This window comes from Mycobacterium marinum (assembly GCF_003391395.1).
GTDB classification, from domain to species: Bacteria; Actinomycetota; Actinomycetes; order Mycobacteriales; family Mycobacteriaceae; genus Mycobacterium; species Mycobacterium marinum.
In genome coordinates this window covers 177,869-200,932 of sequence record NZ_CP024190.1, presented here as the reverse complement: position 1 = coordinate 200,932, position 23,064 = coordinate 177,869, and the positions used below count along the sequence as shown (strand labels likewise).

At 63.2% G+C, this 23,064-nt stretch carries 21 protein-coding genes; 5 read left to right on the top strand and 16 right to left on the bottom strand.

The window, feature by feature from the left end:
- Positions 1-16: 16 nt before the first annotated feature.
- Genes CCUG20998_RS00840 through CCUG20998_RS00765 form a run of 16 tightly spaced genes read right to left on the bottom strand, consistent with a single transcriptional unit; the run spans position 17 to position 16,074 of the window.
- Positions 17-1,507, bottom strand: a complete 1,491-nt coding sequence (locus tag CCUG20998_RS00840; RefSeq protein WP_020727670.1) for an MlaD family protein — start codon at positions 1,505-1,507, stop codon at positions 17-19.
- A 2-nt stretch (positions 1,508-1,509) separates the two neighbouring features.
- The gene (locus CCUG20998_RS00835; protein ID WP_086085612.1) at positions 1,510-2,349 is read right to left on the bottom strand and encodes an MlaE family ABC transporter permease; all 840 of its coding nucleotides are present in this window, start codon (positions 2,347-2,349) and stop codon (positions 1,510-1,512) included.
- A 28-nt stretch (positions 2,350-2,377) separates the two neighbouring features.
- The gene (locus CCUG20998_RS00830; protein ID WP_012392173.1) at positions 2,378-3,223 is read right to left on the bottom strand and encodes an MlaE family ABC transporter permease; all 846 of its coding nucleotides are present in this window, start codon (positions 3,221-3,223) and stop codon (positions 2,378-2,380) included.
- A 9-nt stretch (positions 3,224-3,232) separates the two neighbouring features.
- Positions 3,233-4,873 carry a fatty acyl-AMP ligase gene (locus tag CCUG20998_RS00825; protein ID WP_036457142.1) on the bottom strand — a complete coding sequence of 547 codons (1,641 nt, stop codon included), beginning with the start codon at positions 4,871-4,873 and terminating at the stop codon, positions 3,233-3,235.
- 8 nt (positions 4,874-4,881) lie between these two features.
- Complete coding sequence (locus CCUG20998_RS00820; protein WP_012392171.1) at positions 4,882-5,163, bottom strand: acyl carrier protein; 282 nt, start codon at positions 5,161-5,163, stop codon at positions 4,882-4,884.
- A 15-nt stretch (positions 5,164-5,178) separates the two neighbouring features.
- Positions 5,179-5,955: an ABC transporter permease gene (locus tag CCUG20998_RS00815; protein WP_012392170.1), complete on the bottom strand. Its 777-nt coding sequence runs from the start codon at positions 5,953-5,955 to the stop codon at positions 5,179-5,181.
- Complete coding sequence (locus tag CCUG20998_RS00810) at positions 5,952-6,926, bottom strand: ABC transporter ATP-binding protein (RefSeq protein ID WP_020731305.1); 975 nt, start codon at positions 6,924-6,926, stop codon at positions 5,952-5,954. The genes CCUG20998_RS00815 and CCUG20998_RS00810 overlap by 4 nt, the downstream gene beginning before the upstream one ends.
- Entirely contained in the window at positions 6,901-7,629 is a 729-nt protein-coding gene (locus CCUG20998_RS00805; protein WP_036456868.1) for a hypothetical protein, read from the bottom strand. Before CCUG20998_RS00805 ends, CCUG20998_RS00810 begins: the two co-directional genes overlap by 26 nt.
- An 11-nt stretch (positions 7,630-7,640) precedes the next feature.
- Positions 7,641-8,147 carry an SRPBCC family protein gene (locus tag CCUG20998_RS00800; protein ID WP_012392168.1) on the bottom strand — a complete coding sequence of 169 codons (507 nt, stop codon included), beginning with the start codon at positions 8,145-8,147 and terminating at the stop codon, positions 7,641-7,643.
- Positions 8,144-8,887 carry a hypothetical protein gene (locus tag CCUG20998_RS00795; protein ID WP_011742407.1) on the bottom strand — a complete coding sequence of 248 codons (744 nt, stop codon included), beginning with the start codon at positions 8,885-8,887 and terminating at the stop codon, positions 8,144-8,146. Before CCUG20998_RS00795 ends, CCUG20998_RS00800 begins: the two co-directional genes overlap by 4 nt.
- Positions 8,884-10,392 carry a pyridoxal phosphate-dependent decarboxylase family protein gene (locus CCUG20998_RS00790; RefSeq protein WP_036456865.1) on the bottom strand — a complete coding sequence of 503 codons (1,509 nt, stop codon included), beginning with the start codon at positions 10,390-10,392 and terminating at the stop codon, positions 8,884-8,886. The genes CCUG20998_RS00795 and CCUG20998_RS00790 overlap by 4 nt, the downstream gene beginning before the upstream one ends.
- Entirely contained in the window at positions 10,389-11,738 is a 1,350-nt protein-coding gene (locus CCUG20998_RS00785; RefSeq protein WP_036456862.1) for an aminotransferase class III-fold pyridoxal phosphate-dependent enzyme, read from the bottom strand. The genes CCUG20998_RS00790 and CCUG20998_RS00785 overlap by 4 nt, the downstream gene beginning before the upstream one ends.
- Positions 11,738-12,835, bottom strand: a complete 1,098-nt coding sequence (locus CCUG20998_RS00780; RefSeq protein ID WP_015353996.1) for a fatty acid desaturase — start codon at positions 12,833-12,835, stop codon at positions 11,738-11,740. The genes CCUG20998_RS00785 and CCUG20998_RS00780 overlap by 1 nt, the downstream gene beginning before the upstream one ends.
- Positions 12,832-13,812 (bottom strand): SDR family oxidoreductase, encoded by a 981-nt coding sequence (locus tag CCUG20998_RS00775; protein ID WP_020731301.1) that lies wholly within the window; start codon positions 13,810-13,812, stop codon positions 12,832-12,834. Before CCUG20998_RS00775 ends, CCUG20998_RS00780 begins: the two co-directional genes overlap by 4 nt.
- A complete protein-coding gene (locus CCUG20998_RS00770) occupies positions 13,812-14,993 on the bottom strand; it encodes a GNAT family N-acetyltransferase (protein ID WP_020731300.1) in 1,182 nt (393 codons plus the stop codon). The genes CCUG20998_RS00775 and CCUG20998_RS00770 overlap by 1 nt, the downstream gene beginning before the upstream one ends.
- Positions 14,986-16,074, bottom strand: coding sequence for a hypothetical protein (locus tag CCUG20998_RS00765; RefSeq protein WP_020731299.1), 1,089 nt, complete (start codon positions 16,072-16,074; stop codon positions 14,986-14,988). Before CCUG20998_RS00765 ends, CCUG20998_RS00770 begins: the two co-directional genes overlap by 8 nt.
- A 375-nt stretch (positions 16,075-16,449) precedes the next feature.
- Here CCUG20998_RS00765 and CCUG20998_RS00760 point away from each other — a divergent pair, with 375 nt between their 5' ends.
- From CCUG20998_RS00760 to CCUG20998_RS00740, 5 genes are all read left to right on the top strand, one after another.
- On the top strand, positions 16,450-17,175 hold the full coding sequence (locus CCUG20998_RS00760; protein ID WP_103653928.1) for a hypothetical protein: 726 nt from the start codon (positions 16,450-16,452) through the stop codon (positions 17,173-17,175).
- Positions 17,176-17,186: 11 nt separating this feature from the next.
- Positions 17,187-17,978 (top strand): mannan-binding lectin, encoded by a 792-nt coding sequence (locus CCUG20998_RS00755; RefSeq protein WP_036456860.1) that lies wholly within the window; start codon positions 17,187-17,189, stop codon positions 17,976-17,978.
- Complete coding sequence (locus tag CCUG20998_RS00750) at positions 17,968-18,804, top strand: hypothetical protein (RefSeq protein WP_231389809.1); 837 nt, start codon at positions 17,968-17,970, stop codon at positions 18,802-18,804. The genes CCUG20998_RS00755 and CCUG20998_RS00750 overlap by 11 nt, the downstream gene beginning before the upstream one ends.
- Positions 18,805-19,480: 676 nt before the next feature.
- A complete protein-coding gene (locus tag CCUG20998_RS00745) occupies positions 19,481-21,718 on the top strand; it encodes an NADP-dependent isocitrate dehydrogenase (protein WP_020731294.1) in 2,238 nt (745 codons plus the stop codon).
- Positions 21,719-21,830: 112 nt separating this feature from the next.
- The gene (locus tag CCUG20998_RS00740) at positions 21,831-22,955 is read left to right on the top strand and encodes an adenylate/guanylate cyclase domain-containing protein (RefSeq protein WP_020731293.1); all 1,125 of its coding nucleotides are present in this window, start codon (positions 21,831-21,833) and stop codon (positions 22,953-22,955) included.
- The last annotated feature ends 109 nt before the right edge of the window (positions 22,956-23,064 follow it).

Here is a 23,064-nt window from a genome sequence, read left to right as displayed (position 1 = left end):
GCCGGCTGCCTTCGCATCATTTGCTCTCCGTCGGTGTTTGCTGAGTTCGGCTGGCGATGGCGCCGCGGGCCACCGGCCCCAGCAGCAGCTGGGTCGCGACGGTCGCTTGCTCCCCGGTGATCAGACTCAGGGCTGCGCGTTCTTGCACACTGCCGACCGGCCCGACGTTGCCCCCGAAAGATGACGGAGCCGCGGGAAGCAGATCCGGGTTAGCGGTGCCCGGAACTGGAGGCGCAGGCGTCACCCCGGCAGGCAGTGGCGGATTGGGATCCTCGAGGTTCGGGGTGGGATTGATCAGCGGCGGGCCAACCGCGACGAGGTTTCCGTCAGGACCCACGACCGTCCCAGGCGGGGGAGCCAGATTCGGTGGAGGCTGGTAATTCTGCGGGAGTAACACCTCAGGAAGGTCGGGCCGAGCCTGAACCAGGGGTGCGGTAAAGCAGCTCGGGGCCCGCAGCTCCCCGTACCTCGGGCAGTCGGCCCGGGTATAGGTATAGGACGGTGTGAACGAGACGTTCACACGACCGTGGGCAACGGTCGAGGCCGGGTCCCAAACCTCCTCGAAAAACTTGTCCGAGAATCTGGTGATCCGCTCGGTGATCGGCACGAAGTGCTGTGCGTTGTCGGCGAATACACCGACGACCGGGGTGAGATCCGTCGTTATCTGAACGAGCTGGTCGGAGTGGTTCTGCAAGGAATTGACGGCCAGCCCGGTCGTATATTGCCCGGCCCCGAGGAAGTCGTGCAGCGCCTGCTGCTTGTCGACAAGTGTCCGCATCGGCGCGACGGCATCGTGAAACGCATCCAGTAACTCCGGTGCGCTCTGCGACAGCCCACGCGCCGCATCCACCAGCGCGGCGACAGTCGACGGACCTTGGTCAGTCGCAACGACACCGTTGAGCTCGTCGATGATCCGAATCAGCTGGTGCGTACTCAGCTGCAGTGCGCCGTTGCGATTGTTCGTCGCGGCTCCGACGGCCGCAAGCACTCCGAGGGTGTGATCATCGCGATTACGGCCGGCAGCGGCAAGAATGTCGCGCAGCTTGGTCAGCGCTGTCTGGAACAACACAGTAGGTAGGTCGGTGTCTTCGCTGATCCGCTCGCCGTCGCTGATGGGTGTGCCGGGCCCGTGCTCGACGAGTTGGATCGACGACACCGCAAAGACATTGCTCGGTACGACGCGCGCGGTGACGGTCACCGGTATCGACGCCGCGTACTCCGGTTTGAGGCGAATCCGCACCTGGTTCGGTTGGTTGCCGATCGACGGATCGAGGCTCTCGACGGTGCCAACCTGGATCCCCCGGTATTTGACGTCGGACCCGGCCGGTAGACCGTCGCCGATGTTGCGCAGGTCGGCGACCACTTGGACACCGCGATCCAGATAGCCCATGGACTTGGCCAGCAGCCACGACGTCACCAGCAAGACAACGACCAGCGCGATGCCCCCACGCGCGAGCAACTGTCGCTTCGAGAAGTAAATCCCGTCGAGGTCAATGTGATTGGTCATCGTCAGCCGCCGAACCTGACGCCGGCGTCAACGCTCCACAGCGCCATGGTCAGCACCATGTTGACGATGATGACGACGGTGATACTGGCACGCATGGCGTGTCCGGCGGCAACACCGACGCCCTCTGGCCCGCCTTCGGCGCAAAAGCCGTAGTAGCACTGGACCACCGACGCCAGCGCCACGAAAACCACGGCCTTGATCACCGAGTAGCCAACGTCTCTGGCGTCGATGAGCATCGTGAAGTAGTGCAGATATGGTCCCACCGACCCATGGGTCGTGAAGGTAACCATCAGTTGGCACGACAGGTAACTGATCGTCAGACATGCGATGTACAACGGGATGATCGCGACGGCAGAAGCCAGCAATCGGGTGGTGACCAGGTACGGGATCGGCCGGATAGCCATCGCGTTGAGAGCATCGATTTCCTCGGCCACCCGCATTGCACCGATCTGCGTGGTGAAGCGGCATCCCGCCTGGACCGCGAAGCCGAGCGCAGCCATGATGGGGGCGAGTTCGCGTGTGGTCACCAGGGACGAGACGACACCGGTGGCCGGGCCGATGCCCATCATGTTCAGGAAGTTGTACCCCTCGATCGCGACTAGCGCGCCAGCCGTAATGCCCAGCACCAGAACCACTCCCACCGTCCCGCCGCCGACCACGATGGAGCCGTTACCCCAGGTGATGTCGGAGAGTAGCCGCATGAACTCCCGGCGGTAGCGTCGCAGCGCGACCGGAATGGCAAGGACCGTGTGGAGGTAGAACGCAATCATGTGGCCGAACCTGGCTAGCGGCTGGCCGGCACCGGCGCCGGCGCCGGCAAACACTATTTGACGTATCGACATGCGGCGCATCGCGACAAACGAGGTCATGTCACAAACCCGTTCTCGGGAAGAGAACGGTATAGAGCTCACTGACCACGACGTTGACGATCATCAGCAGCAAGACGGCCTCCACGACCGCGGCGTTGACCGAATTGGCGACACCGGCTGGACCGCCCCGAGTTGATAGCCCTTTCTGACATGCCACCACCGTCACGATGAAGCCATAGACAGCGGCCTTCAATAGGGCGAGGATCATGTCGCCGGTGGTGGCAAACGCCGAAAATGTGGCCAGGAAGCTGCCCGCAGAGCCGCCCTGGACGTACACGTTGAACAGGTAGCTGGCCAGGAATCCGACAAAGCACACCACGCCGCACAAGGCGACCCCGATGACCATGGCTGCCAGCAATCGAGGGACGACCAGATTGCGGACCACGGAGACGCCCATCACCTCCATCGCGTCTGTTTCCTCGCGCATGGTGCGAACGCCCAGGTCCGCGGTGATTGCGGAGCCGACCGCCGCGGCCAGCAGAATGGCCGCCACCAGCGAGGCGGCCTGCCGGACGACGGTCAACCCGCTCGCCGCTCCAGCCAGCGAGGTCGCCCCGACCTGGCCAGCGAGCATCGCGAACTGGATGGACAGGGTAGCGCCGATGGGCAATGCCACCAGAATCGTCGGCATGATGGCGGTGGCGGCCATGAAGCTCGCCTGCCGGATGCACTCGGTCCATGGGAACCGGCCGGTCACCAGATCTATTGCCAAGTAGCGCAACGCGGCGACGCCCAGCACGATCTGTTCGCCAGCCGTGGCGAGCGATGCCGCTGGGTGCTGACGCAGGTACGTGACGCTGAGGCGGCGCAGCCCGATCAGTCGGTCGTTAACAAAGGTCGTCGCCATCACACGGCCTCACAATGCGTCGTCGAAGAGTCGCAACCGCTCGGAGGTCTGCCGCCGACGCAGTTTTCCCGACGACGTCTTGGGGAGCCAACCCGCCGGGACCACATGGACTGCTCGCGGACTCACCCCGAGATTGACGAACACGCGGTCGGCAACCTCGGTTCGGATACGGTTGCTTTCGGCATCGTCGGCATGCAGCGCAGATTCGGCGACCATTACGAATCCCTCGCTGGCGGAGGCGGTGGCTAGGCGCACGGCGGCGACGCCGCCGGAACGAATGCCCGCGATACCGACAACGGACCGCTCGATGTCCTCAGGGTGCACGTTGCGGCCCGAGATGATGAGAATGTCTTTCTTGCGGCCGCAGATCACCGGTTGCCCGTTCTCGGTCAGGTAGCCGACGTCACCTGTGGCCAACCAACCGTCGGCGTCAACCGCCGGCTCGAAACCCGCCGCGGTGTGGTATCCGGCCGTCACGTTGTCGCCGCGGATCTCGAGTTCGCCGATTTCCGACGGCGCGAGGACGGTTCGGTCTTCGGACACCACTCGCACATCGCATCCGGGCACGGGCGGTCCTAGCATGACTCGCGGTGCCGCCGCTTCGCCCTGTGCCGCGACCAGGTCGGGATGCGGCGGGCAGACCCGGAATCCTTCACCGGGTCGTACGACGGATATCGCCAGGGTCGCTTCGGCCATACCGTAGGCCGGCACGATGGCATCCCGCCGCAGTCCAAAGCGCGCACCCTCGGTGGCAAGCCGCTCCAGCGTGGCGACGTCGATGCCTTCGGCCCCATTGAGCGCAAAGCGCAGGGAGGAGAGATCGAACGCGTGGTCCTGCGCTCTGCGTAGCCGCCGAGCCAGCAGTGAATACGCGAAATTCGGTGCAGCAGTGATGCTGCCGCGGTGCTTGGTGATCAGTTCAGCCCATAGCAGGGGATCGTTGAGGAAGTCCGCCGGCGTTATGTGGACAGCATCCATTCCCTCATACATGGGGATGATCAGTAGACCCATCATGCCCATGTCGTGGAAGAGTGGCAGCCAGCTGACTACGACATCGGAGGCGACATCGGCGCTCGCGGCGGCCATCAGGGCGCGCCCGTTTGCCTCGATGTTGCGGTAGGTGATGCTGACGGCCTTGGGATGCCCGGTCGAACCGGACGTCAGTTGCAGGAATGCGGGCGAATCCTCGTCTGCGCCAACGATGCGCCCTTCATCTGCGGTAAGCAGCTCGGAAAGTTCCAAGCCGCGTAGGCCCACCTTCGCGAACTCCTGCGCGGCGGACTGAAATGGGCTGCCGACCACGACGGTCGATGCGCCGACCATCGACAAGGTCTTCTTGGTGTCGGCGGCCCACGCTTGTAGGTCGGACCGATGAGTGGGTTGATGCAACATCGTCACCGCGGCACCGCACATCCAGGCGCCCTGCACCAGAGGAGCGATCTCACCGGGCGCGCCAGCCAACACCGCCACCACGTCGCCGGGGGTGACGCCGTCACGTTGTAGCGCACCCGCCGCGCGGCGGCCCAAGTGGTGGATATCGGACCACGGCGTGTTCGTCAGCTGGTCGAGATGGGATCGCCCGTCGGCGCCGACCGGAGCCGTGGTCAGACCGTGCTGTGTCGCCTCCTGGCTGTCACACAGCCTCCGCATGATCGTGTTCACGGGTTACCCGACGCGTTCACGGCAGCATTCACCGCATCCGGCGCGCTCTTCCGGCTCTCCACCAGCTCAACCAACGCGCCCACCGTCTTGGATTCGAAGACGTCGTCTTTGCTCAGTCGCACACCGAACCGGCTGGCAATTTCCGACACCGTCGAAGCGAACGCAAGTGAGTCGAACCCGAGGTCCCTGATGAGTTCGGAAGAGTCCCGCACCTCAGTTGTGGCGATCTCGAGTTCGTCAGCGATGAACTCAACAAGGAAAACACGCACCTCTGACATGACAGCTTTATGCCCTTACTTTCCGATTTTGCGACGAATAACGAAGTGGATGGGAATTTGCAGGATCAAGAACATGCCGAGGCCCACCAGACAACCTCGGAGGACCGTCATGGTGTCGAAATCGCCGTACATGATCGTCGACGCTGCAGAGACGATGTGTGAGAACGGATTCACATTGATGCTGATGCGCAGCCAGTCCGACAGGAATACCGAAGGCATGAGCGCCTGGCTGACGAACAGCACCGGCAGTGCCAAAGGCAGCATCGCGACCGGCGCCTGCGGGTTGAGCGTGCGGAGCGCCACCAGATAGAACAGTGAGCTATATGCGGCCGACCACAGAAACATCAGCAGGATGAGTAGCGCTGCGGTGAGGATCCCGGCGCGCAAAGGGGCATCGAGCAAAGCCAGCAGGCCGATGACGATCACCGCCGCGGGCAGGATCCTGAACATCTCGAAGCCGATCTTGGCGGCCATGATCTGGCCAGTCGAGACACCATAAAGCCGCAGCCGGTCGGTGAAGCCCGAACTGATCTCTTCGATCAACGTTCCCGCGCCGTATCCCGCGCCAAGCATCGGAATCAGCATGATGAGGCCCGGGGCGATGTAGGCGGTATAGGAAGTCAGCGGAAATCCGGGCAAGTCTGCGACGCGTTGGAACATCGACCGCACGAAGACCACCAACACGACCGGAAACACGATGGGAAAGATGAAACCGAAGACCGGCTGTCGCAGCCCCACAACGACATAGCGGCGAAAGAGGCGGGCGGTGTTCGCCAGCGCGGAGCGGGTCATTGGGTAGCCTCCAGGAACGCGTCGCGCAGCGACGTCGATCGAATTTCGATGTTCGCGCCGGCCAGTCCGAGCCGGTCCAAAACCGTTGCGAGCGAACCGATCTCGGCGGCAGACGCAGAGTCCAGTGATCCGGTTACCGCGCTGCTGCCCTTGCGCTGCATCGGGTAGCCGGCGCCGGCCAGTTGCCGCACGGCGTCGTCGGTTATCTCCTGGGGTGCCGAAATGTCCACGGCGAAGCCGTGGCTTCGGGTGAACTCCTGTGTCGAACCCGCTGCGACGAGCACCCCGTCCTTGATGATTCCGACTTCATCGGCCAGCGAGACGGCTTCGTCCATATCGTGTGTGGTCAGGACGACGGTACGGCCCTCAGAACGCAGCAGCCGGATTGCGTTCCACACCTCCTGCTTGCCTTCGATGTCCAGCCCGCTGGAAGGCTCGTCGAGAAACAGCATCTGTGGGTTGTGCGCGACCGCGAGCGCCACGTCGACGCGGCGGCGCATACCACCGGAAAGTGCTCCGACTTTGCGGTTCAAGTATTTTCCGAGGCCGAACTGCTCGACGAGTTCGCCCTCGCGACGCTTCCTGTCGGATTTCGGCCAGCCCGCCATCGCCAGGCTCATGCGTATCTGCTCGACGGGTGACATCCACAGATCGAGGGCGACCTCCTGCAGCGCCACGCCGATGAGTGGCCGCAGCTGCGTCGTGTTGTCAACCGGAACCCCCAGCACCTCCAGTTGGCCGCTGGTCGGGGTCAGCAATGTGGTGGCCATCCTGATGGTCGTGGTTTTACCCGCCCCGTTGCGGCCCAACAGGCAATAGACCACCCCGCGCGGAATCACCAGGGTGAGACCGTCGACGGCGTTGGTGTCCGAACCGGGATAGGACTTGACCAGGTCGACCGCTTCGAGGGCGGAGGTTCCTGGCTGCAAATCTCCGGTTTCGTTGTCAGTCTTGGACTCTGGGGAGGACATAGCGTTCCAGCTCTTCCGTTAGGTTGATGCCTTGGGCGGTCATGTTCACGTCGATGGCCGTATACAGCGGAAAGCTGCCGCCCTTCGGTACATCGTTGATTTGGTGGACTTTTCCGCTCGTCATCCCCGTAATGGTCAAGTCGACAACGGTGCGGGCCAGCTCAACCGGCTTGCCGCGCCACGTAGCCTGGCGCGTCCCGTCGGCCCGCACGGTGCCCGACAACTTCGCGCCCCCGCCGCACTCGCCGTGCAGGTCTCGTGGCTCGTTGAGGTTCTCGAGCGCGATGCCGCCTGCCACGGCGCACTGCAACGACACCCGGGAATCCAGTGGGTTGACGATGGTGATGGCGTTGAGGGTGCTCGCCGTCCCGTCCTTGGAAAGGACGCCGGTCTCGTAGGGGAACCGGTCACCCTGGTAGTAGTGCTGCACCTGCAGCTCACCAGCGCGTGGCCCCGGGCCGATAGTCAGCAGACCGCTCTTGGGCAGGACGCTCGTTTCCTTGAGATACGTGACCGAGCCAGCTACCTCAACCGAGTAGCCGCCATAAGGCGATCCCTCAGCGGGCTCGGCAACCGGCTGCGAAACCGGCTGCGGGTACTCGAGCAGCTGGAACGCATGGCCGACGGGTTCGCCGGCGGCCTTGTTCACCGCCGTACATCCGCCGGTCAGCGCTGCCGCGGCGACCAACACCGACGCAGCCATCAAAGAGGATCTCATTGCGCTACACCGGTTTTGGCCAGACTTTTGCAAAGGCGTCGGTGACGGTGAGTAAAAAACGCCGACAAGATCTTGCTCATCAGTTTGCCCCACCCGGGGATAAGGCCCATGGGTGCCTGAGGAGCCAGCGTGATCTCGTCGCTGACCACCGTTTTGTCGCCTTTTGGTTCCAGGGTGCGGTGGTGTACCCACACCCGCATCCCCGTCATCGTGGACTCTTCGCGGAACATCCGGCCGGGTTCAATCCTGGTGATGGTGATGTCGTCAAACCCGAAGGGAAGGAACCCGAATAGTAGAAGGAAGCTCTTGCCGATCCGGGTACCCGGTTCCACGTCGGCAATGGATCTGCCGATGAACTGTTTAGGCATGGTCATTTTCATGTAGGGGCCCATCTCATGATTGATCCCCTCTTGGGTGGTGACCGTCTGCCATACCCGTTCGACGGGGCAGTCGATCTCACTGACTTTGCGGAAAACGTGCTCGTCGGTGTGGATTGATCTCATTGCTCTCTCTCTTCTTCCCCGGAAGGTCCTGGTACAGCTGAGGCTGGATGTGGTGCTTGGACTGTCAGCGCCAGCAGTGATGCCGAATCCGCATCCATGTCGCGAATGGAATCCGAGATGAATGACCCGCCGATATCGACTACGGCGGGCACGCTGTCGGCGCCGATGTAGTTCGGCAGAATTTCTCCGATCTGGTGCAGGCGATCGGGGAGCAGTTGGCGATACCACTCGAACAACGGCACGACCAGCGCCACCGTGACGAGATCGACGCCGTCGGCGGCGAGACTGCTGAAAAACGCTCGCCAGATCTGTTCGATCATCCCGGAGCGACGCGCGCTTCGCAGCACCCCCTGGGTAGCGAGTTCTGCGATTCGCCGCGGATCGATGCCGTCGAAAAAGTCACTCCAGCGCGGGTAGAGAAAATTGCGGCGAGTGCGTTCGTCCACGGGGTAGTTGCGCGCGTCACGTAGCGTGCTGAAGCTGTCCAGCCCGAGCTCTGGGTCATGGCGCAGCGCGCGGAGAACTCCCACGGGCTGGTGCGGTGCCGCGGTGTCGAGGCTGACGAAAATCTCCGACGAGCGCTCCCAGTCTCGGTAGTGCACCATTTCCGCAGCGGCGATATCGGCATCGCTCGCGAAGTTGTTCTCCAGACCGAAGACGGTGTACTCGACCTGTTTGGCCCATCCAAAACGCGGATCGGACGCCGCCACTCGCTCGATACGACACAGCTGTTCGGTCATGCCTGTGCCGCCAGGTCGTCGGGTAGACCAGCGATTTCGTTGCCCCGGCGGGACACGTCAGCGATGACCCCGGTGGCCAGGTCTGCGGTGATAAGCGGATTGACGAAAGTCAGCTTGATCGCCTGGTGTCCGGCCGCGCGCGATCGACCAACGAGTGCGAGGCCACAACGAGCGAGGCTGCTGCGGATCGCACTGTTGACCGCGTCGCACTTCTGCTCGGTCAGCTCCGGATGGCGCCACCGCAGCACTACCGTGTTGACGGCCACGGGCGCACACAGCGCGAGGTGGGGGTGGTCCGATACGGCCCGGCCTGCGGCTGCCGCGGCGGCGCAGGTGGCGTCGATCATCGCCCCGATACGCCGCTCACCGAGCGCACGCAAGGTGAGGAATATTTTCAGCGCGTCGAATCGACGGGTGGTCTGCAGAGACTTGCCCACCAAATTGAGGACATCGTGTTCGACATCATCGGCGGGATTGAGGTAGTCGGCGTGGCCGGCCGAGACGCGAAAGGACTCGGCGTCTCGGACCAGAAGGGCACTGCAGCTGATCGCCTGAAACAGCAGCTTGTGAAAGTCGACGGCCACGGAGTCGGCTAACTCGATACCCCGCAACAGATGTCGGTGCTGGGCACTGAAGGCCAGACAGCCCCCGACACACGCATCCACATGCGCCCAGACACCGTGCTGCCGGGCGATCTTGATCGCGGGCTCGAGCGGATCGATGGCGCCGTAGTCGGTGGTTCCCGCGGTGAGGAACAGTCCGAACACCGGTGTGCCGCGGGCTTGGCTCTCAGCGATGCACCCCGCCAATGCCTCGACGCACAAACGTCCTGCATCGTCGGTAGGCACTTCGATCACGGCGTCGGCGCCAAGGCCGAGGATGCGCAGTGCCTGGCGCGCCGAGAAGTGCGCCTGCCGAGTGCAAAGCAGTCGCCATGAGCGCGCCGCCGCCGGTAACCCGGCGGTGCCGACATCCAAGCCCAGCGTCCGCTGCGCGAAAACATCACGTGCCATCAGCAACGCGTGCAGATTGGATTGGGTGCCGCCACTGGTGAAGGTACCGTCCGCATCTGTCCCGTATCCGATTCGAGCACAGAGATGTTCGACAACTCGTTGCTCGATGGCCGTGGCTGCGGGAGCTTGGTCAAACGAATCGAGGGACTGATTGAACGCGCTGATGAGAACCTCAGCGGACAGGGAAGCAACGGTGGGCGGGCAGTGCAGGTGCGCCAGGTACGCGGGGTGGGTGACCACAGCGGAGTGCCCCGCCATGAGGCCGACGGCCTCCTCCAGAGCCGCCTGCAGGCCGACACCGGCAACGGTATCGAGCCTGGGCTTATCCGCCAGCTCCTTTAGCAACGAGTATCCGTCCACCAGGCCGGGCGCGTCGGCCGCTTCCAATGCATTCGCAACCAAGCCGCTAGCCAACGTAATTGCGTCGCGGTAGGCGCCGGTGCCGCTGCCCGAGACGAATTCGCCAGCGAAGTCACTCACGTCGCGGCTCATCGCTGGTCCGCCCGGAGGTCAACTGCCTTGGTGCGGTGCCGTTCTACCTGCTTGACGGCAGCTTCGAAGGCAGTCAAAGCCGCGCTGATGTCGGCTTCCTCGATGGTCAACGGCGGCAGAAATCGGATGACGTTTCCATACTGTCCGCCAGATTCGATGATGAGCCCGTTACTGAGGCTCGCACGCTGAATCTGCCTAGCCAGTTCGGGTGCCGGTGCCACACCCGACGGCCACGGCAGCTGCGGGTCCACAATCTCGGCGGCCAGCATCAACCCGCGGTCGCGAACGTCGCCAACGATCTCGCACTCTTCGAGAATGCGTTGCAGTCCGGTGCGGAAGTACTCCCCCATCCGGGTTACATGCTCGGCCAACGCCGCTTCTCGGGCGTATCGAATGACCGCGCTCGCCGCGGCGAAGGCCATCGCGTTGCCCCGGAACGTTCCGGTAAACGCACCGGGTTCCCAGACGTCATAGCCTTCGCGAACCACGATAACGGCAATCGGCACACCCGAGCCGAGGCCCTTGGACATCACGACCATGTCGGGCTCGATGTCGCAATGCTCGAACCCCCAAGCCCGTCCGGTCCGAAACATCCCTGCCTGTACCTCATCGGCGATCAGGGGGACTTCGAAACGGTTTGCCAGGTTGCGCAACGCCTTGGCCCAACGCGGGTGGGCCGGCAGCACGCCGCCCTCACCGAGAACGAATTCGGAGATGATCGACGCGGGGGCGCTGATGCCGGCGTGGGGTGCGGCGAGCTGCTCGACGGCCGTCACTGCCAGGTCTACGCCACGTTCGCCCCCGACCCCGAAAGGACACCGATAGTTCTGGGGGAAGGGCAGAAACGTCGTCCGCGGTGCCATCACTACGGGCTGTTGCCGAAGTCCGCCGCCGGAGCTTGCCGCGCGCGCAGCCCTGGTGCAGCCGTGGAAACCTCCCTGCACGCCAACATGTTCACGTCCACCGGTGGCAATTTCAGCAAGCGTGAGAGCCGCCTCGACAGCGCTGGCACCGCTGGGCGAACACAAGTGGACCCGGCCGTCGGCGGCCAATCCCGGCGGCAGGATGGAGAGCAGGTCTTCGACGAACTGCTCCCTCGCGGGGGTATGAAAGTCCAACGACAGCCAGGGCTCACCGGAGTCAACGGTTTTGATGACCGCCTCACTGACCACCGGATGGTTCCAACCCAGCGACATCGCCCCAGCGGCCGCTAGGCAGTCGATATACCAACGCCCGCTGCTGTCACGTACCCGAGTACCGCGGGCCTCGACCAGTCGTATCGGGAGGCGTCGCGAGTAGGTCGCCGCATTGGATTCCCGCATGGGGGGTGGGTTTTTGGCCAGCATCACACAGCCTCATCGGTGAGTTGCCGGATCGGCTTCGACGACTCTGCCCGGCGGCTGAGCAGGCGACGGAATGAGCTGACCACCGATGGGTCCTCGGTCACCCAATAGCCGCGGTCGCGGGGAACTGCCTCCGCGAGTCGTCGTCGAGCCTCGGCGAGCTGGTGGTAGGGCAGCTTGGGGAATAGGTGGTGAACAGCGTGCAGTCGCAGACCCAACGGGGCCCAGAGCTCACCCAGGACCGGCAGCGACGGATGGTCGATAGAGTCGAGCACTTGCTCGGGGAATGTCATCCGCTGGTTTTCGCTCTCGTACCGATGAGCAACGAGCACCCGAATCCAGTTGACGAACAGGATCAGGCTCACGACCGCGTAGGCCTCCAGCAGTCGGTACGGCGCGAATACACCAAGCCCGAAGAGCACGGCCACCCCGACCAGGTAGGCGAAACAGGCGAATTCCTGGATCAGCCAGGAGCGAGGGACGCCACCGGGCGGAAGTGTGCGGCAGAAGTCTGCGTCGATCATCAGTGCCGACGCCCGAGTCAGTACGTACCGACGCAATGGTGGGACAAGCCAACTCAGCGGCGCCAGCACCAGGAACCGCACCACGAAGAACACCGGCCCCAGCAAGGCGGTGAAGGGTAGGGCGACCACCCGCCAGCGCGGTTCGGTGGCATAGGCCACATACTCGCCGTCGGCGGCGGTGCCGTAGGTACGCGACGCGTGATGTTCTTGATGAAACTCGTAGGTGAATTGCGGAACCATCAGCGGGATCCCGCAGACCGCATGCCAGTACAGCGCGAATGAACGTAGTTCGGCACCGGCGTGCACGATCTCGTGGACGAAAAGGACGGCACGGTATAGCGCCAACGCAGCGACCACCACGCAGCCCACAGCGGCGGGCGAAAGGGGTTGCCTGGCCGGGCACAACAGGAATGCCGTGTAGCCCACCGCTACACACACCGTCAGGTCGACCCAGTAAATCCACTGCCGTCTTACAGCGAGGTCGGCTACCAAGGATCGCGCCTGTGCCATCGAGATCCCGAGCACGTCCTTGGAGCCGGCCCCCTCGGCCAGCGCCTGCCGCGTCTGAGTACTCATCCAACAAACTCCGTAATCAATTCCGCCACTGATACTTTGGGAATGCCCAGCTCACGCACCGCCCGAGTGGGGTCGTAGTAGACCTTGCGGGCCATCAGGTCGATGTTCTCGGGAACCAACGGGTCATCGAAATGCGCCTGACTCGAGAAATCGGATGCGATACGTTTTCCCCTCCCGAGAGCGCGGAATGGCCGCATGGGCGCGACCCGTACCTGGTGGGATCGCCCCACGGCGCGCACGAGCAGCTCAGCGATCTGCCGGTACGAAAGGTTGTCGGTGCTGAGTATGTATCGCCGCCCCGGTTGACCCTTGTTCATCGCCGCTGTGACACCGACCGCGAAGTCGCGGGCCGAACAAACGGCGGTTCCTCCCGGCGGAACGACCCGCAACAGACCTTTGCGCGCCGCGACCAGCAGGCCCTGCCAAGACCGGGGCGGCCCGAACCCAGGCGCGAAGACGGCCGCCGGGTTCACCACCACGACATCGAGCCCGCGGTCGACGAAGTCGAGCACCAGCTGTTCGCCAGCCCGCTTGGTAGCCGAGTAGACGTTGTCGAGCACCGAATCTCGCGGGTCGAAATCTTCGTCCGCGATCACACCATTGGGGGGATATCCGATGGCCGCCGTGGAGGACACGTGCACGAGGCGTTGCACCCCGTGCCGCAACGCCGACTGCGCAACATGGTATGCGCCGAGCACGTTTGTGCGCCAGATCTGGTTGGCTAAACGGGAATTCGGCGATGCGATGCCGGCGAGATGGTAAACGCGTGCGATTCCGCGCATCGCCTCGTCCACGCTTTGAGCATCGGTGATGTCACCCCGAACAACATCGACGTTGGAGCGCAACTCCGGGCTCATGACGTGCGGATCGCCGGGCTGCACCAATATGGTTGCCCGCTCGCCAGCGCGCACCAGCGCTTCCAGGATCGTCGAGCCGAGATACCCCGTGGCGCCCGTGACCAGAATTCGCGGTGCCATCAGAGCTCCTTTTGATAAACTCGATGACGCTTCTCGGGCGCCTTCTTCATCTGCGCCGCAAGCGAATTGGACCACATGTTGTCCTCGTGCATCCACGTGGTGGCGACAGCGGAGTACCCAGCGCCGGTTATCGTTCGCACGATCTCGCCAGCCAGGATCCGGCCTAGGCCCGCGCCGAACTGGGTTTGGACCGCGCCGATGAGTACCACGACGGCAGTGCGTACCCCGCGGATTCGACCGCCTCGTTTGGCCGCGATCCGGAGCAGGGCCGAGGGCGTGAGTCTGCCCGATTGACCAGTGATTTCATTGACGTCGGGCAGCATGAACAAGAAGCCCACGGGTGTGTTGTTCGCTTCTACGATCCTGACGATGTTCGGATCGATCAGCGGCCGCATCTCGGCGGCCATGCTGGCAAACACGGGCCTGCTTAGCGGCACGTTTTCTGGATGCTTTGCGAACGAGTCGTTGTAGAGCTTGCGCAAGAGTTCAAGTTCCTGCTCGTAATCCGACAGTCGTACCGGCCGAACGCTGGCACCTTGCGCGCCCAGTACCGCATCGGCTCGACTCAGCAGGCGCTGCTGGACTGACTGGTTTTCATCCACGCTCCAGCGAAAACAGGCGGTGTCGAACTTCTTTGAGTATCCGGCCGCCTCAACCAACCTCGGGTAATACGGTGGGTTGTGCGGCTGCATGATCGTTGGTGGAGTGTCATATCCGGAAATGAGTAGCCCGACGTCCTCGCGTGACGTGTAGCTGAATGGGCCGATGATCGCGTTCATGCCGCGCCCTCGCGCCCAGTTCTCGGCGGTGGTCAACAGCGTCGATGCGATGGCCTGATCCGGCTCGCTCTCGAAAAATCCGAAGAACGCGTAGTCGCCATAGCGTTGCACGTAGTGGGAATCGATGCAGGCCGATATCCGCCCCACCGGCCGTCCTTGCCGGTAGGCGACGAAGTTGGCGATCTGAACCTCGGAGTGCAACGGGTTCTTGCGGGGATCCATCTTGGCGCGCATGACTCGGCGCAGTGTGGGCCGCCACGCGTCGTCACCGCGATAGATCTGCCACGGAACGCCGATGAATTCCTTGATCTCCGCATTAGTGCGTACCGGACGGACGGTCGGCGCCGGCGGGTGCGCTAACGCCTCGGTCCATCGATGTGCGCCGACTTCTTCATCAAGCACGAATGATTCCCAGGTCGTATGCCAACTCGGGATTTTTCTTGCTCTTCCAGAGTGCGCCATCCATGTAGAAGTGATGCAGGACGAAGGTCAGTGGTACGGCAAAAATAATGGTATCGAGTTGCCCGGCAAGCACGCCGAGTCCGGCAAGAAATGCGATGTAGAGCGGCAACGCCTTTCTGGTGGACAGCCGTGCCAGCAGAAGCTTCTTCTCTTCGGAGTTCTTGCTATGCGCAAACCGCGTGTTATTCCTGGTCCAGTTGATCAGGTGATATTGCAGGCTGTGCGTGGTGGTGGCGATCAGGATGAGCGCGAACAGATCTGATACGAGGAGGTAGGAAAGGTTGTAGGACAAGGCGGCCACGACGAAGGTCGCCACCGCCATCGCTGGCAGGGTGCGCTGTCCGTCGCGTTTGAGCTGGAGCTGCTCAATGACGGCAAGGGCCAAACAAACCGCGGCGACGATAAATCCGGCGATGACTATGAGCTTGGGCACCGGGGGCACTGGAACGCTCAAATTAGAGAATGGAAGTCGCTTGCCGAAGACTTCATATTCGGAGAAATGCAGCCCGTGAGCGGCTCGAAATATTACGGGCGCCAGACACGTCGAGTAGAGGGCGTACTGGATCTTTTTCCTGGGGCCCTTGTAGCCATTCTTTGCGGCGTAGATGTTGATCATGCCGAAATGCTGTTTCAGCACGTGGAAAACTTGCCAGTACGCCCAAATCGCGAGCAGCGGAATGAGCCATCCCCCGAACCATAGGATCGCGACCAGTGTGCCGATCACCGCGAGGCTCGTCAGGTAATGCGCCCGGTAGCGCGACCGCTCCCGCGGATCCAGCCAGATCCGGACCGAGGTGGTGAAGACGTGCGGAAGGTCGGACAACAGGGAAAAGCCGACCGCGCCGACCAGGAACAACCCCTTGTGGCTACCGGCGGCAAAGAGGACCGCCGACAGGAAGGCACCCAACCCGAATACCAGGAGGATGTCTACCCGTTGACCGACGAACCACCCTGGCTGCTGCACCCCATCGCGCGACAGCGGTTTGGCCGCTTCGGTACGACCACTCGCGAGCCCCTCCATGTACACTCACCTCAACCGATTGGTAATGACAATCATTTTCATTTAGCCTGGCACACGATATGGACTCCGCAGTCCGCATGTCAAACGCAGGCCGCACGTCTTCCCGCTTCGCCTCCGGCCCCAGCCGCTAGCAGCGCACGCTGGACCGGCGGGCGCTGCGCATGACTGGGCCGAGCAGGTTCGGCGCGCTCAGTGCAGCGCGCGCGATGGCCCGATCGACGGCTCAACCGTTGGCCGAGCTGCGGAGGCCATCTCGGACTCGAAGGTCGGCCTTAGGCGCGTCTGGCAGGTGGCGGATCTTCACCACCCGCCACGGCCTCGTTGTCCCACAGGCAAGAGGTTGATCAGGCTAGCCGTTGGAAAGGAGCCGTTGCCTTGGTCGCCATCACCGGAGACGACGTCGAGAACAGCAACATCACACAACTCACGGATACGACGGATACGACCGAACGTGGCCAACCTGCTATCGCCACTGATGAGCTCGAGTCACCCAGCACGGCCGCGGGGCCCTGCGCCGATGTGGAGTCGGGTAACGCTGACGATGTCGACTGCACGGACACCGACGCCCATGCCCCACGTGCACCCCGGCGTTGGCGTTCCCGGTGGTCGCGGATGCGCGTCAAGCGGGTCCGCGTCGGGTTCAACCAGGCAATCCTGGCCGTGATTCTCGCGTCCCTGAGCGTTTCCGCCGTCCTGGGGTGGCACCTGTTTGCGGCGCATCACGCCAACGTGGCGGCCGAGCGGGCTCAGCAAACAGCGATTGGATACGCCCAGACATTAACGAGTAGCGACAGCAACAATGTCGATGCAAACTTCAACCAAGTCCTCGACGGCGCGACAGCCGAGTTCAAGGATATGTATACGCGCTCGAGTGTTCAGCTCCGCCAGCTGCTGATCGACAATAAGGCCACAGCACACGGAGTCGTGGTTGATTCCGCCATCCAGTCGAAGTCCAAGAGCAGGGTCGTTGTGCTGCTGATGATCGATCAGACGGTAACCAATGCCGCTCGCCCGGATCCCCGAGTCGACCGGAGCAGGATGAAGATCACCATGGAGAAGACCGACGGGCGTTGGCTCGCCAGCAAAGTCGAGCTCTCGTGACCGGCCCCGCTATGTCTGGGTGGAAAGCCGCGTTAGCGGCAGGGGTGCTGGTGGCCGGCTGCGCTGTCTCGACCGCCCCCTCGGCATGGGGGTCTGCCCAGTCGTTCTGCGGTGAGCTCGGCGGCGACTTTGACGGCCGCTATTGCCATACCACCGTGACCTCGGTCCGCAAGGCGGACCGAGACATCAGGATGGCAATTCCGGGCGACCTGGTAGACAACTCCGTCAGCGGTCCGGTGGTCCGGGACTACCTGCGGACCCTCTACAACAATTGGAGAGAAAAAGGCACCGACATGGTTCAGGACAGCTGGGGCGAAGAAAGCTACCAGCAGTTCGGCCACCAGAGCGCCGTATCCGTGGTGTTCCATGAGGATTACCATGCCGACGGTCCCAAGATCAACAACGCCTACCGGACCTTCACCTTTGACATGGCCCTCGGCCGGCAACTGCAGCTGACCGACATCGTGAAGGCGGGACTGGATCCCTTGGCCGTCATTCCGCCGCTGGCTGAACCGTTCGTCGCGGCAGCACTCGATCGTGCCGCCCCACCACACCAGCCGGGAACCTATCCCTTCACCGTCGATCGGTGGACTCCTGACAAGGTTTACTCGGGCGGGTACAAAGCGTGGGCATTGACGCCAAGCGAATTGATCCTCTATATGCCGGATTACCCTGTCGCGCACGACAACCCGATCAACTATGAGCCCGGCATGCCGGTGTGGTCGATGGACGGGGGTGCGGTTGAGGCCCACATCCCGATTGATGTGCTGGCCCCGGTGTTGAGGTCGGGCTATGGAGGGTAAAGACGACGGGTGCATCTCCCCGCAGGAGGGAGGAACCACCCGCAAGCCTCGACGAGTCGGTCCTGACGCCAAGGCCAAGGCGGGGCGCACTTCAGCTACGACAGATGCCGCCGCCCAACCGGGGCCCGATCCGACCCGAGATCCGGTCTCCGACTCACCCGAGACATGCGGAGGAGACCACGGCGGCAATACGATCGGTCGCGCGCCGGGTGCTGCCGAACCAAGTAGCCAAGAAACGGAATTGGAGGTGGATCACGACGATCTCGATCCCGGCATCCAAGCCTGTGCCGCCGCTGGCGATGGTCCCGATCCTGCCCTCGAGCCAGGACATGACGTAACGCCACAACGTCGGGCGCGATCATGGACAAAGGTCGCTGCCGCACTTGCGGCGGCCGCCGTTCTCGCCGGCACCGCGGCGTTGGGGTGGTTATGGAAAGGACAGCGTGACACCGAGATTGCTGGCCGACAGGCGCTCAGCGCAGCGCTGCGGTTCACTGAGAACTTGACCACGATCGACAGCGCCAATATTGATGAGAACTTCCGCGAAACCATCGACGGGTCGACCGGAGAGTTCAAAGAGATGTACCTCAAGTCCAGCGCCGCGTTGCAGCAGGCACTGAGGGAGAACAAGGCATCAGCGCACGGAGTGGTCGTCGAGTCGGCCATCAAGTCGACATCACCAGACACGGTTGTAGTGGTGCTGTTCGTCGATCAGTCGGTAAGTAATGCGCGAGCACCCGAACCTAGGCTGGACCGAAGTCGCGTCGAAGTCACCATGAAAAAAGTCGACGGCCGCTGGCTGGCCGCGAAGGTCGAGTTGCCCTGACACGAATCACCGGTGAGCAGTCGGCGTTCCGATCAGGACGAGCCGCTCGGCCTTTGACAGCTTGATCGGGCCCGAGTCCACTGCGGGGTATCAGAAGCGCGCCAAATCGTTGGGCAGCATCAGATCGAAGCCCTCCTTTAGGCTATTCCACCGCTGCGTGAAATGACGGCTGGAATGCGCGCTTGGCGCCGAGATCAAATTCCCTTTCATGACACGACCGCCCAACTGGTGAAGCTGCGAACACTCCGGCAAACCGACTAGTCACCTGGTTAGTGGCCAAATTCAGCCCCAAAATAGTTCACTCCGACACACTTTCCACATGATGTGCTGAACCCAATTCGAGCAGTAATCCGACCGTCGCATGCGCGGAAATCTGATAACCCACTAGCAAAGCTCCTACGTACGCCTTGCCGGCCGCTATTGCCGCCTCCGCCGAGAACCGCCATGATCGGCGCGTGGCCCACCTTGCCCACCTTGCCCACCCATGCCGCCCGGGCCCGAACGCGGCCCACACTAGGCTTGAGGAGAAGTCGCAGATATCAGTGCAGGCGACAAGCTGTATGCCGCCGAGCCGCAGCGGGCTGTCTGCCGAGGACGCCGATCCGCGATACTGGTAGCCGCACCTACAACGCAGAGAACCTCGAAACCGAACCGACAGTGACGCCGGGAGATACACATGAGCGCCGAGCAGCCGACCATCATCTACACGCTGACCGACGAGGCGCCACTGCTGGCGACCTACGCTTTCCTGCCCATAGTGCGGGCTTTTGCCGAGCCCGCTGGCATTGAGATCAAGACCAGTGACATCTCGGTGGCCGCACGCATCCTGGCCGAATTTCCCGACTACCTCACCGACGAGCAGCGGGTCCCGGACAATCTGGCCGAGCTGGGCGAGCTGACGCAGGACCCGGACACCAACATCATCAAGCTGCCCAACATCAGCGCATCGGTGCCCCAGCTCAAGGCCGCGATCAAGGAGCTGCAAGACAAGGGGTACGCGATTCCGGACTATCCGGCCGACCCGAAGACCGACGAGGAAAAGGCGCTCAAGGAGCGCTACGCCAGGTGCTTGGGCAGTGCGGTGAACCCGGTTCTGCGCCAAGGCAACTCGGACCGTCGGGCGCCCAATGCGGTCAAAGAGTACGCCCGCAAGCACCCGCACAGCATGGGTGAATGGTCGATGGCTTCGCGTACCCACGTCGCACACATGCGACACGGCGACTTCTATGCCGGTGAGAAGTCGATAACGCTGGACCGCGCGCACAAGGTGAAGATGGAACTGGTGACCAAGGACGGCCAGACGCTGGTACTCAAGCCCGAGGTCTCGCTGGATGACGGCGACATCATCGACAGCATGTTCATGAGCAAGAAGGCCTTGTGCGAGTTCTATGAAGAGCAGATCGAGGATGCCTACAAGACCGGCGTGATGTTCTCCCTGCACGTCAAGGCGACGATGATGAAGGTCAGCCATCCCATCGTCTTCGGCCACGCCGTCAAGACCTTCTACCGGGACGCCTTCGCCAAGCACCAGAAGCTGTTCGACGAATTGGGTGTCAACGTCAACAACGGGTTGTCAGATCTCTACAGCAAGATCGAGACCCTGCCGGCCTCCCAGCACGATGAGATCATCGACGACCTGCATCGTTGCCACGAGCACCGCCCCGAGCTGGCGATGGTGGATTCCGCCCGCGGAATCACCAATTTCCATTCCCCCAGCGACGTCATCGTGGACGCCTCGATGCCGGCGATGATCCGGGCCGGCGGCAAGATGTACGGCGCCGACGGAAAGCTCAAAGACACCAAGGCGGTCAACCCGGAGTCCACGTTCTCGCGGATCTACCAAGAAATCATCAACTTCTGCAAGACCAACGGACAGTTCGATCCGACAACGATGGGCACGGTCCCCAACGTCGGCCTGATGGCGCAACAGGCCGAGGAATACGGCTCACACGACAAGACCTTCGAGGTTCCCGAGGACGGCGTCGCCAACATCGTCGACCTTGACACCGGCGAGGTGCTGCTCACCCAGGATGTCGAGGCCGGCGATATCTGGCGCATGTGTGTGGTCAAGGACGCGCCGATCCGCGACTGGGTCAAACTGGCCGTCACCCGCGCCCGCAATTCGGGCATGCCGGTGCTGTTCTGGCTGGACCCGTACCGTCCGCACGAGAACGAACTCATCAAGAAGGTCAAGACGTACCTGAAGGATCACCACACCGAAGGTCTGGACATCCAGATCATGTCTCAGGTGCGTTCCATGCGGTACACCCTGGAACGCCTGATTCGCGGGCTGGACACCATTGCCGCGACCGGCAACATTCTGCGTGACTATCTGACCGACCTGTTCCCAATCCTGGAGCTGGGCACCAGCGCCAAGATGTTGTCCATCGTGCCCCTGATGGCCGGCGGCGGGATGTATGAAACCGGCGCCGGAGGCTCAGCGCCCAAGCACGTCAAGCAACTGGTCGAGGAGAATCACCTGCGCTGGGATTCGCTTGGCGAGTTCCTCGCCCTGGGAGCCAGCCTAGAAGACATGGGCATCAAGATCGGCAATGACCGGGCCAAGATTCTGGCCAGGACTCTTGATGACGCAATCGGCAAGCTGCTGGGCAACAACAAGAGCCCCTCACGCAAGACCGGTGAGCTCGACAACCGGGGCAGCCAGTTCTATCTCGCCCTGTACTGGGCCCAAGAACTTGCCGAGCAGACCGACGACGCGGAACTTGCCGAACACTTCGCCAAGCTCGCCAAGGCGCTGGCCGATGGCGAGGAGGCCATCGTGGCCGAACTCGCCGAAGCGCAGGGCGAGGCGGTTGACATCGGCGGCTACTACGCGCCGGACAACGAGAAGACAACCGCGGTCATGCGGCCCAGCAAGACGCTCAACGCCGCGCTGGAGGCCGCACAGGGCTGAGGCCCGCCACCCTCTGAATAGCCTGTGTCCGCTGGAAATCCGGGGCCGGGCGGGCCCAGGTGCGCGGCGCTGGTCCCGCTCACGGCCGCGGGTTTCCAATAGAGTGAGCGCTATGGCCGCAGACGTCGATATCGAGGCGTCAGGCCTGCTCGACGGGCTTGAGGGGACCGCACGCCAAGACCGCGCGGAGCTGATCTCCTGGCTACTCGAGCGTGGGTTCAGTCTCGAGCACATCCAGGCGTCGGCGGCCGCGCCGGTGATGCTGCCCGCCTATCGGGTGCTCGGTGATGATGGAACGCTGGTGTCCGCGCGCGAGATCTGCGCGGCAACCGGCATCGAACTCGATGTGCTGCAGCGCCTGCAACGTGCCGTTGGCCTGCCCCGGATCGACGATCCGGACGAGGCCGTCTTGCCGCGGGCCGACGCCGAGGCGGTCAGACACGCGAAGGTCTTTCTGGATATCGGCTACGACCTCGAAGATGCGGTTGCCGTCATGCGGGTACTGGTGGAGAGCCTGGGGCATGCCGCCGCCATGATGCGGGAGGCGGCGCTGAAGACGCTGCTGCGGCCGGGGTTCTCCGAGATCGAGCTGGCCGAGGCGTCCGAGCAGTTGGCCCAGGCAGCGATTCCGTTGCTGCCTCCGATGATGGACGATCTGATGCGCCTGGAGCTGCGCCATTCGGTGGAGACGGAGGCCGTCAACGCGGCGGAACGGGCCGCGGGCACGCTACCGGGCGCCCGACCCGTCACCGTTGCTTTCGCCGATATGGCGGGCTTCACCCGGCTCGGCGAAGTGATGCCGGCCGAGGACCTGGAACGGGTGGCCGCCCGGCTTGCCGACCTCGCCCACGATGCCGCGACCATGCCGGTCCGGTTCGTGAAGTCGATCGGCGACGCGGTGATGCTGGTCTGCCCAGAACCCGCACCGCTGCTGCGGGCGGTGCTGGACTTGGCTGCCGTCGCGGCAAACAACCTGCCACCCTTGAGGATTGGTGTTGCATCTGGGGCTGCGGTCACTCGGGCGGGTGACTGGTTCGGCAGTCCGGTCAACCTGGCCAGCCGGGTCACCTCGATCGCATACCCGGGCACGGTCGTGGTTGCCGAATCGACCCGTGATGCCGTCGGCAACGCTGGTGACTTCGAGTGGTTTTCGATCGGTGCCCAACGGATCAGGGGGATGCGCGCCGAGGTCAAGCTCTTCCGGGTAGAGCCGGCCCGCCCCGCTGCGCGCGGCTGACACCGGCTGGGGCGGTCGGCGGCACACCCCGCGGCGGGATCATCGCAAGGGTGTAGGAAGAGATCACGCCACCCTCACATGGCGGGTGGCCGACCCCGTGTCAACAGAT

What these genes read in the sequence shown, in the direction of transcription:
- CCUG20998_RS00840 (WP_020727670.1), bottom strand. Translation starts at nt 1,507, where the DNA reads ATGACCAATCACATTGACCTCGACGGGATTTACTTCTCGAAGCGACAG.
- CCUG20998_RS00835 (WP_086085612.1), bottom strand. Translation starts at nt 2,349, where the DNA reads ATGTCGATACGTCAAATAGTGTTTGCCGGCGCCGGCGCCGGTGCCGGC.
- CCUG20998_RS00830 (WP_012392173.1), bottom strand. Translation starts at nt 3,223, where the DNA reads ATGGCGACGACCTTTGTTAACGACCGACTGATCGGGCTGCGCCGCCTC.
- CCUG20998_RS00825 (WP_036457142.1), bottom strand. Translation starts at nt 4,873, where the DNA reads ATGCGGAGGCTGTGTGACAGCCAGGAGGCGACACAGCACGGTCTGACC.
- CCUG20998_RS00820 (WP_012392171.1), bottom strand. Translation starts at nt 5,163, where the DNA reads ATGTCAGAGGTGCGTGTTTTCCTTGTTGAGTTCATCGCTGACGAACTC.
- CCUG20998_RS00815 (WP_012392170.1), bottom strand. Translation starts at nt 5,955, where the DNA reads ATGACCCGCTCCGCGCTGGCGAACACCGCCCGCCTCTTTCGCCGCTAT.
- CCUG20998_RS00810 (WP_020731305.1), bottom strand. Translation starts at nt 6,926, where the DNA reads ATGTCCTCCCCAGAGTCCAAGACTGACAACGAAACCGGAGATTTGCAG.
- CCUG20998_RS00805 (WP_036456868.1), bottom strand. Translation starts at nt 7,629, where the DNA reads ATGGCTGCGTCGGTGTTGGTCGCCGCGGCAGCGCTGACCGGCGGATGT.
- CCUG20998_RS00800 (WP_012392168.1), bottom strand. Translation starts at nt 8,147, where the DNA reads ATGAGATCAATCCACACCGACGAGCACGTTTTCCGCAAAGTCAGTGAG.
- CCUG20998_RS00795 (WP_011742407.1), bottom strand. Translation starts at nt 8,887, where the DNA reads ATGACCGAACAGCTGTGTCGTATCGAGCGAGTGGCGGCGTCCGATCCG.
- CCUG20998_RS00790 (WP_036456865.1), bottom strand. Translation starts at nt 10,392, where the DNA reads ATGAGCCGCGACGTGAGTGACTTCGCTGGCGAATTCGTCTCGGGCAGC.
- CCUG20998_RS00785 (WP_036456862.1), bottom strand. Translation starts at nt 11,738, where the DNA reads ATGCTGGCCAAAAACCCACCCCCCATGCGGGAATCCAATGCGGCGACC.
- CCUG20998_RS00780 (WP_015353996.1), bottom strand. Translation starts at nt 12,835, where the DNA reads ATGAGTACTCAGACGCGGCAGGCGCTGGCCGAGGGGGCCGGCTCCAAG.
- CCUG20998_RS00775 (WP_020731301.1), bottom strand. Translation starts at nt 13,812, where the DNA reads ATGGCACCGCGAATTCTGGTCACGGGCGCCACGGGGTATCTCGGCTCG.
- CCUG20998_RS00765 (WP_020731299.1), bottom strand. Translation starts at nt 16,074, where the DNA reads ATGGAGGGGCTCGCGAGTGGTCGTACCGAAGCGGCCAAACCGCTGTCG.
- CCUG20998_RS00755 (WP_036456860.1), top strand. Translation starts at nt 17,187, where the DNA reads ATGTCTGGGTGGAAAGCCGCGTTAGCGGCAGGGGTGCTGGTGGCCGGC.
- CCUG20998_RS00750 (WP_231389809.1), top strand. Translation starts at nt 17,968, where the DNA reads ATGGAGGGTAAAGACGACGGGTGCATCTCCCCGCAGGAGGGAGGAACC.
- CCUG20998_RS00745 (WP_020731294.1), top strand. Translation starts at nt 19,481, where the DNA reads ATGAGCGCCGAGCAGCCGACCATCATCTACACGCTGACCGACGAGGCG.
- CCUG20998_RS00740 (WP_020731293.1), top strand. Translation starts at nt 21,831, where the DNA reads ATGGCCGCAGACGTCGATATCGAGGCGTCAGGCCTGCTCGACGGGCTT.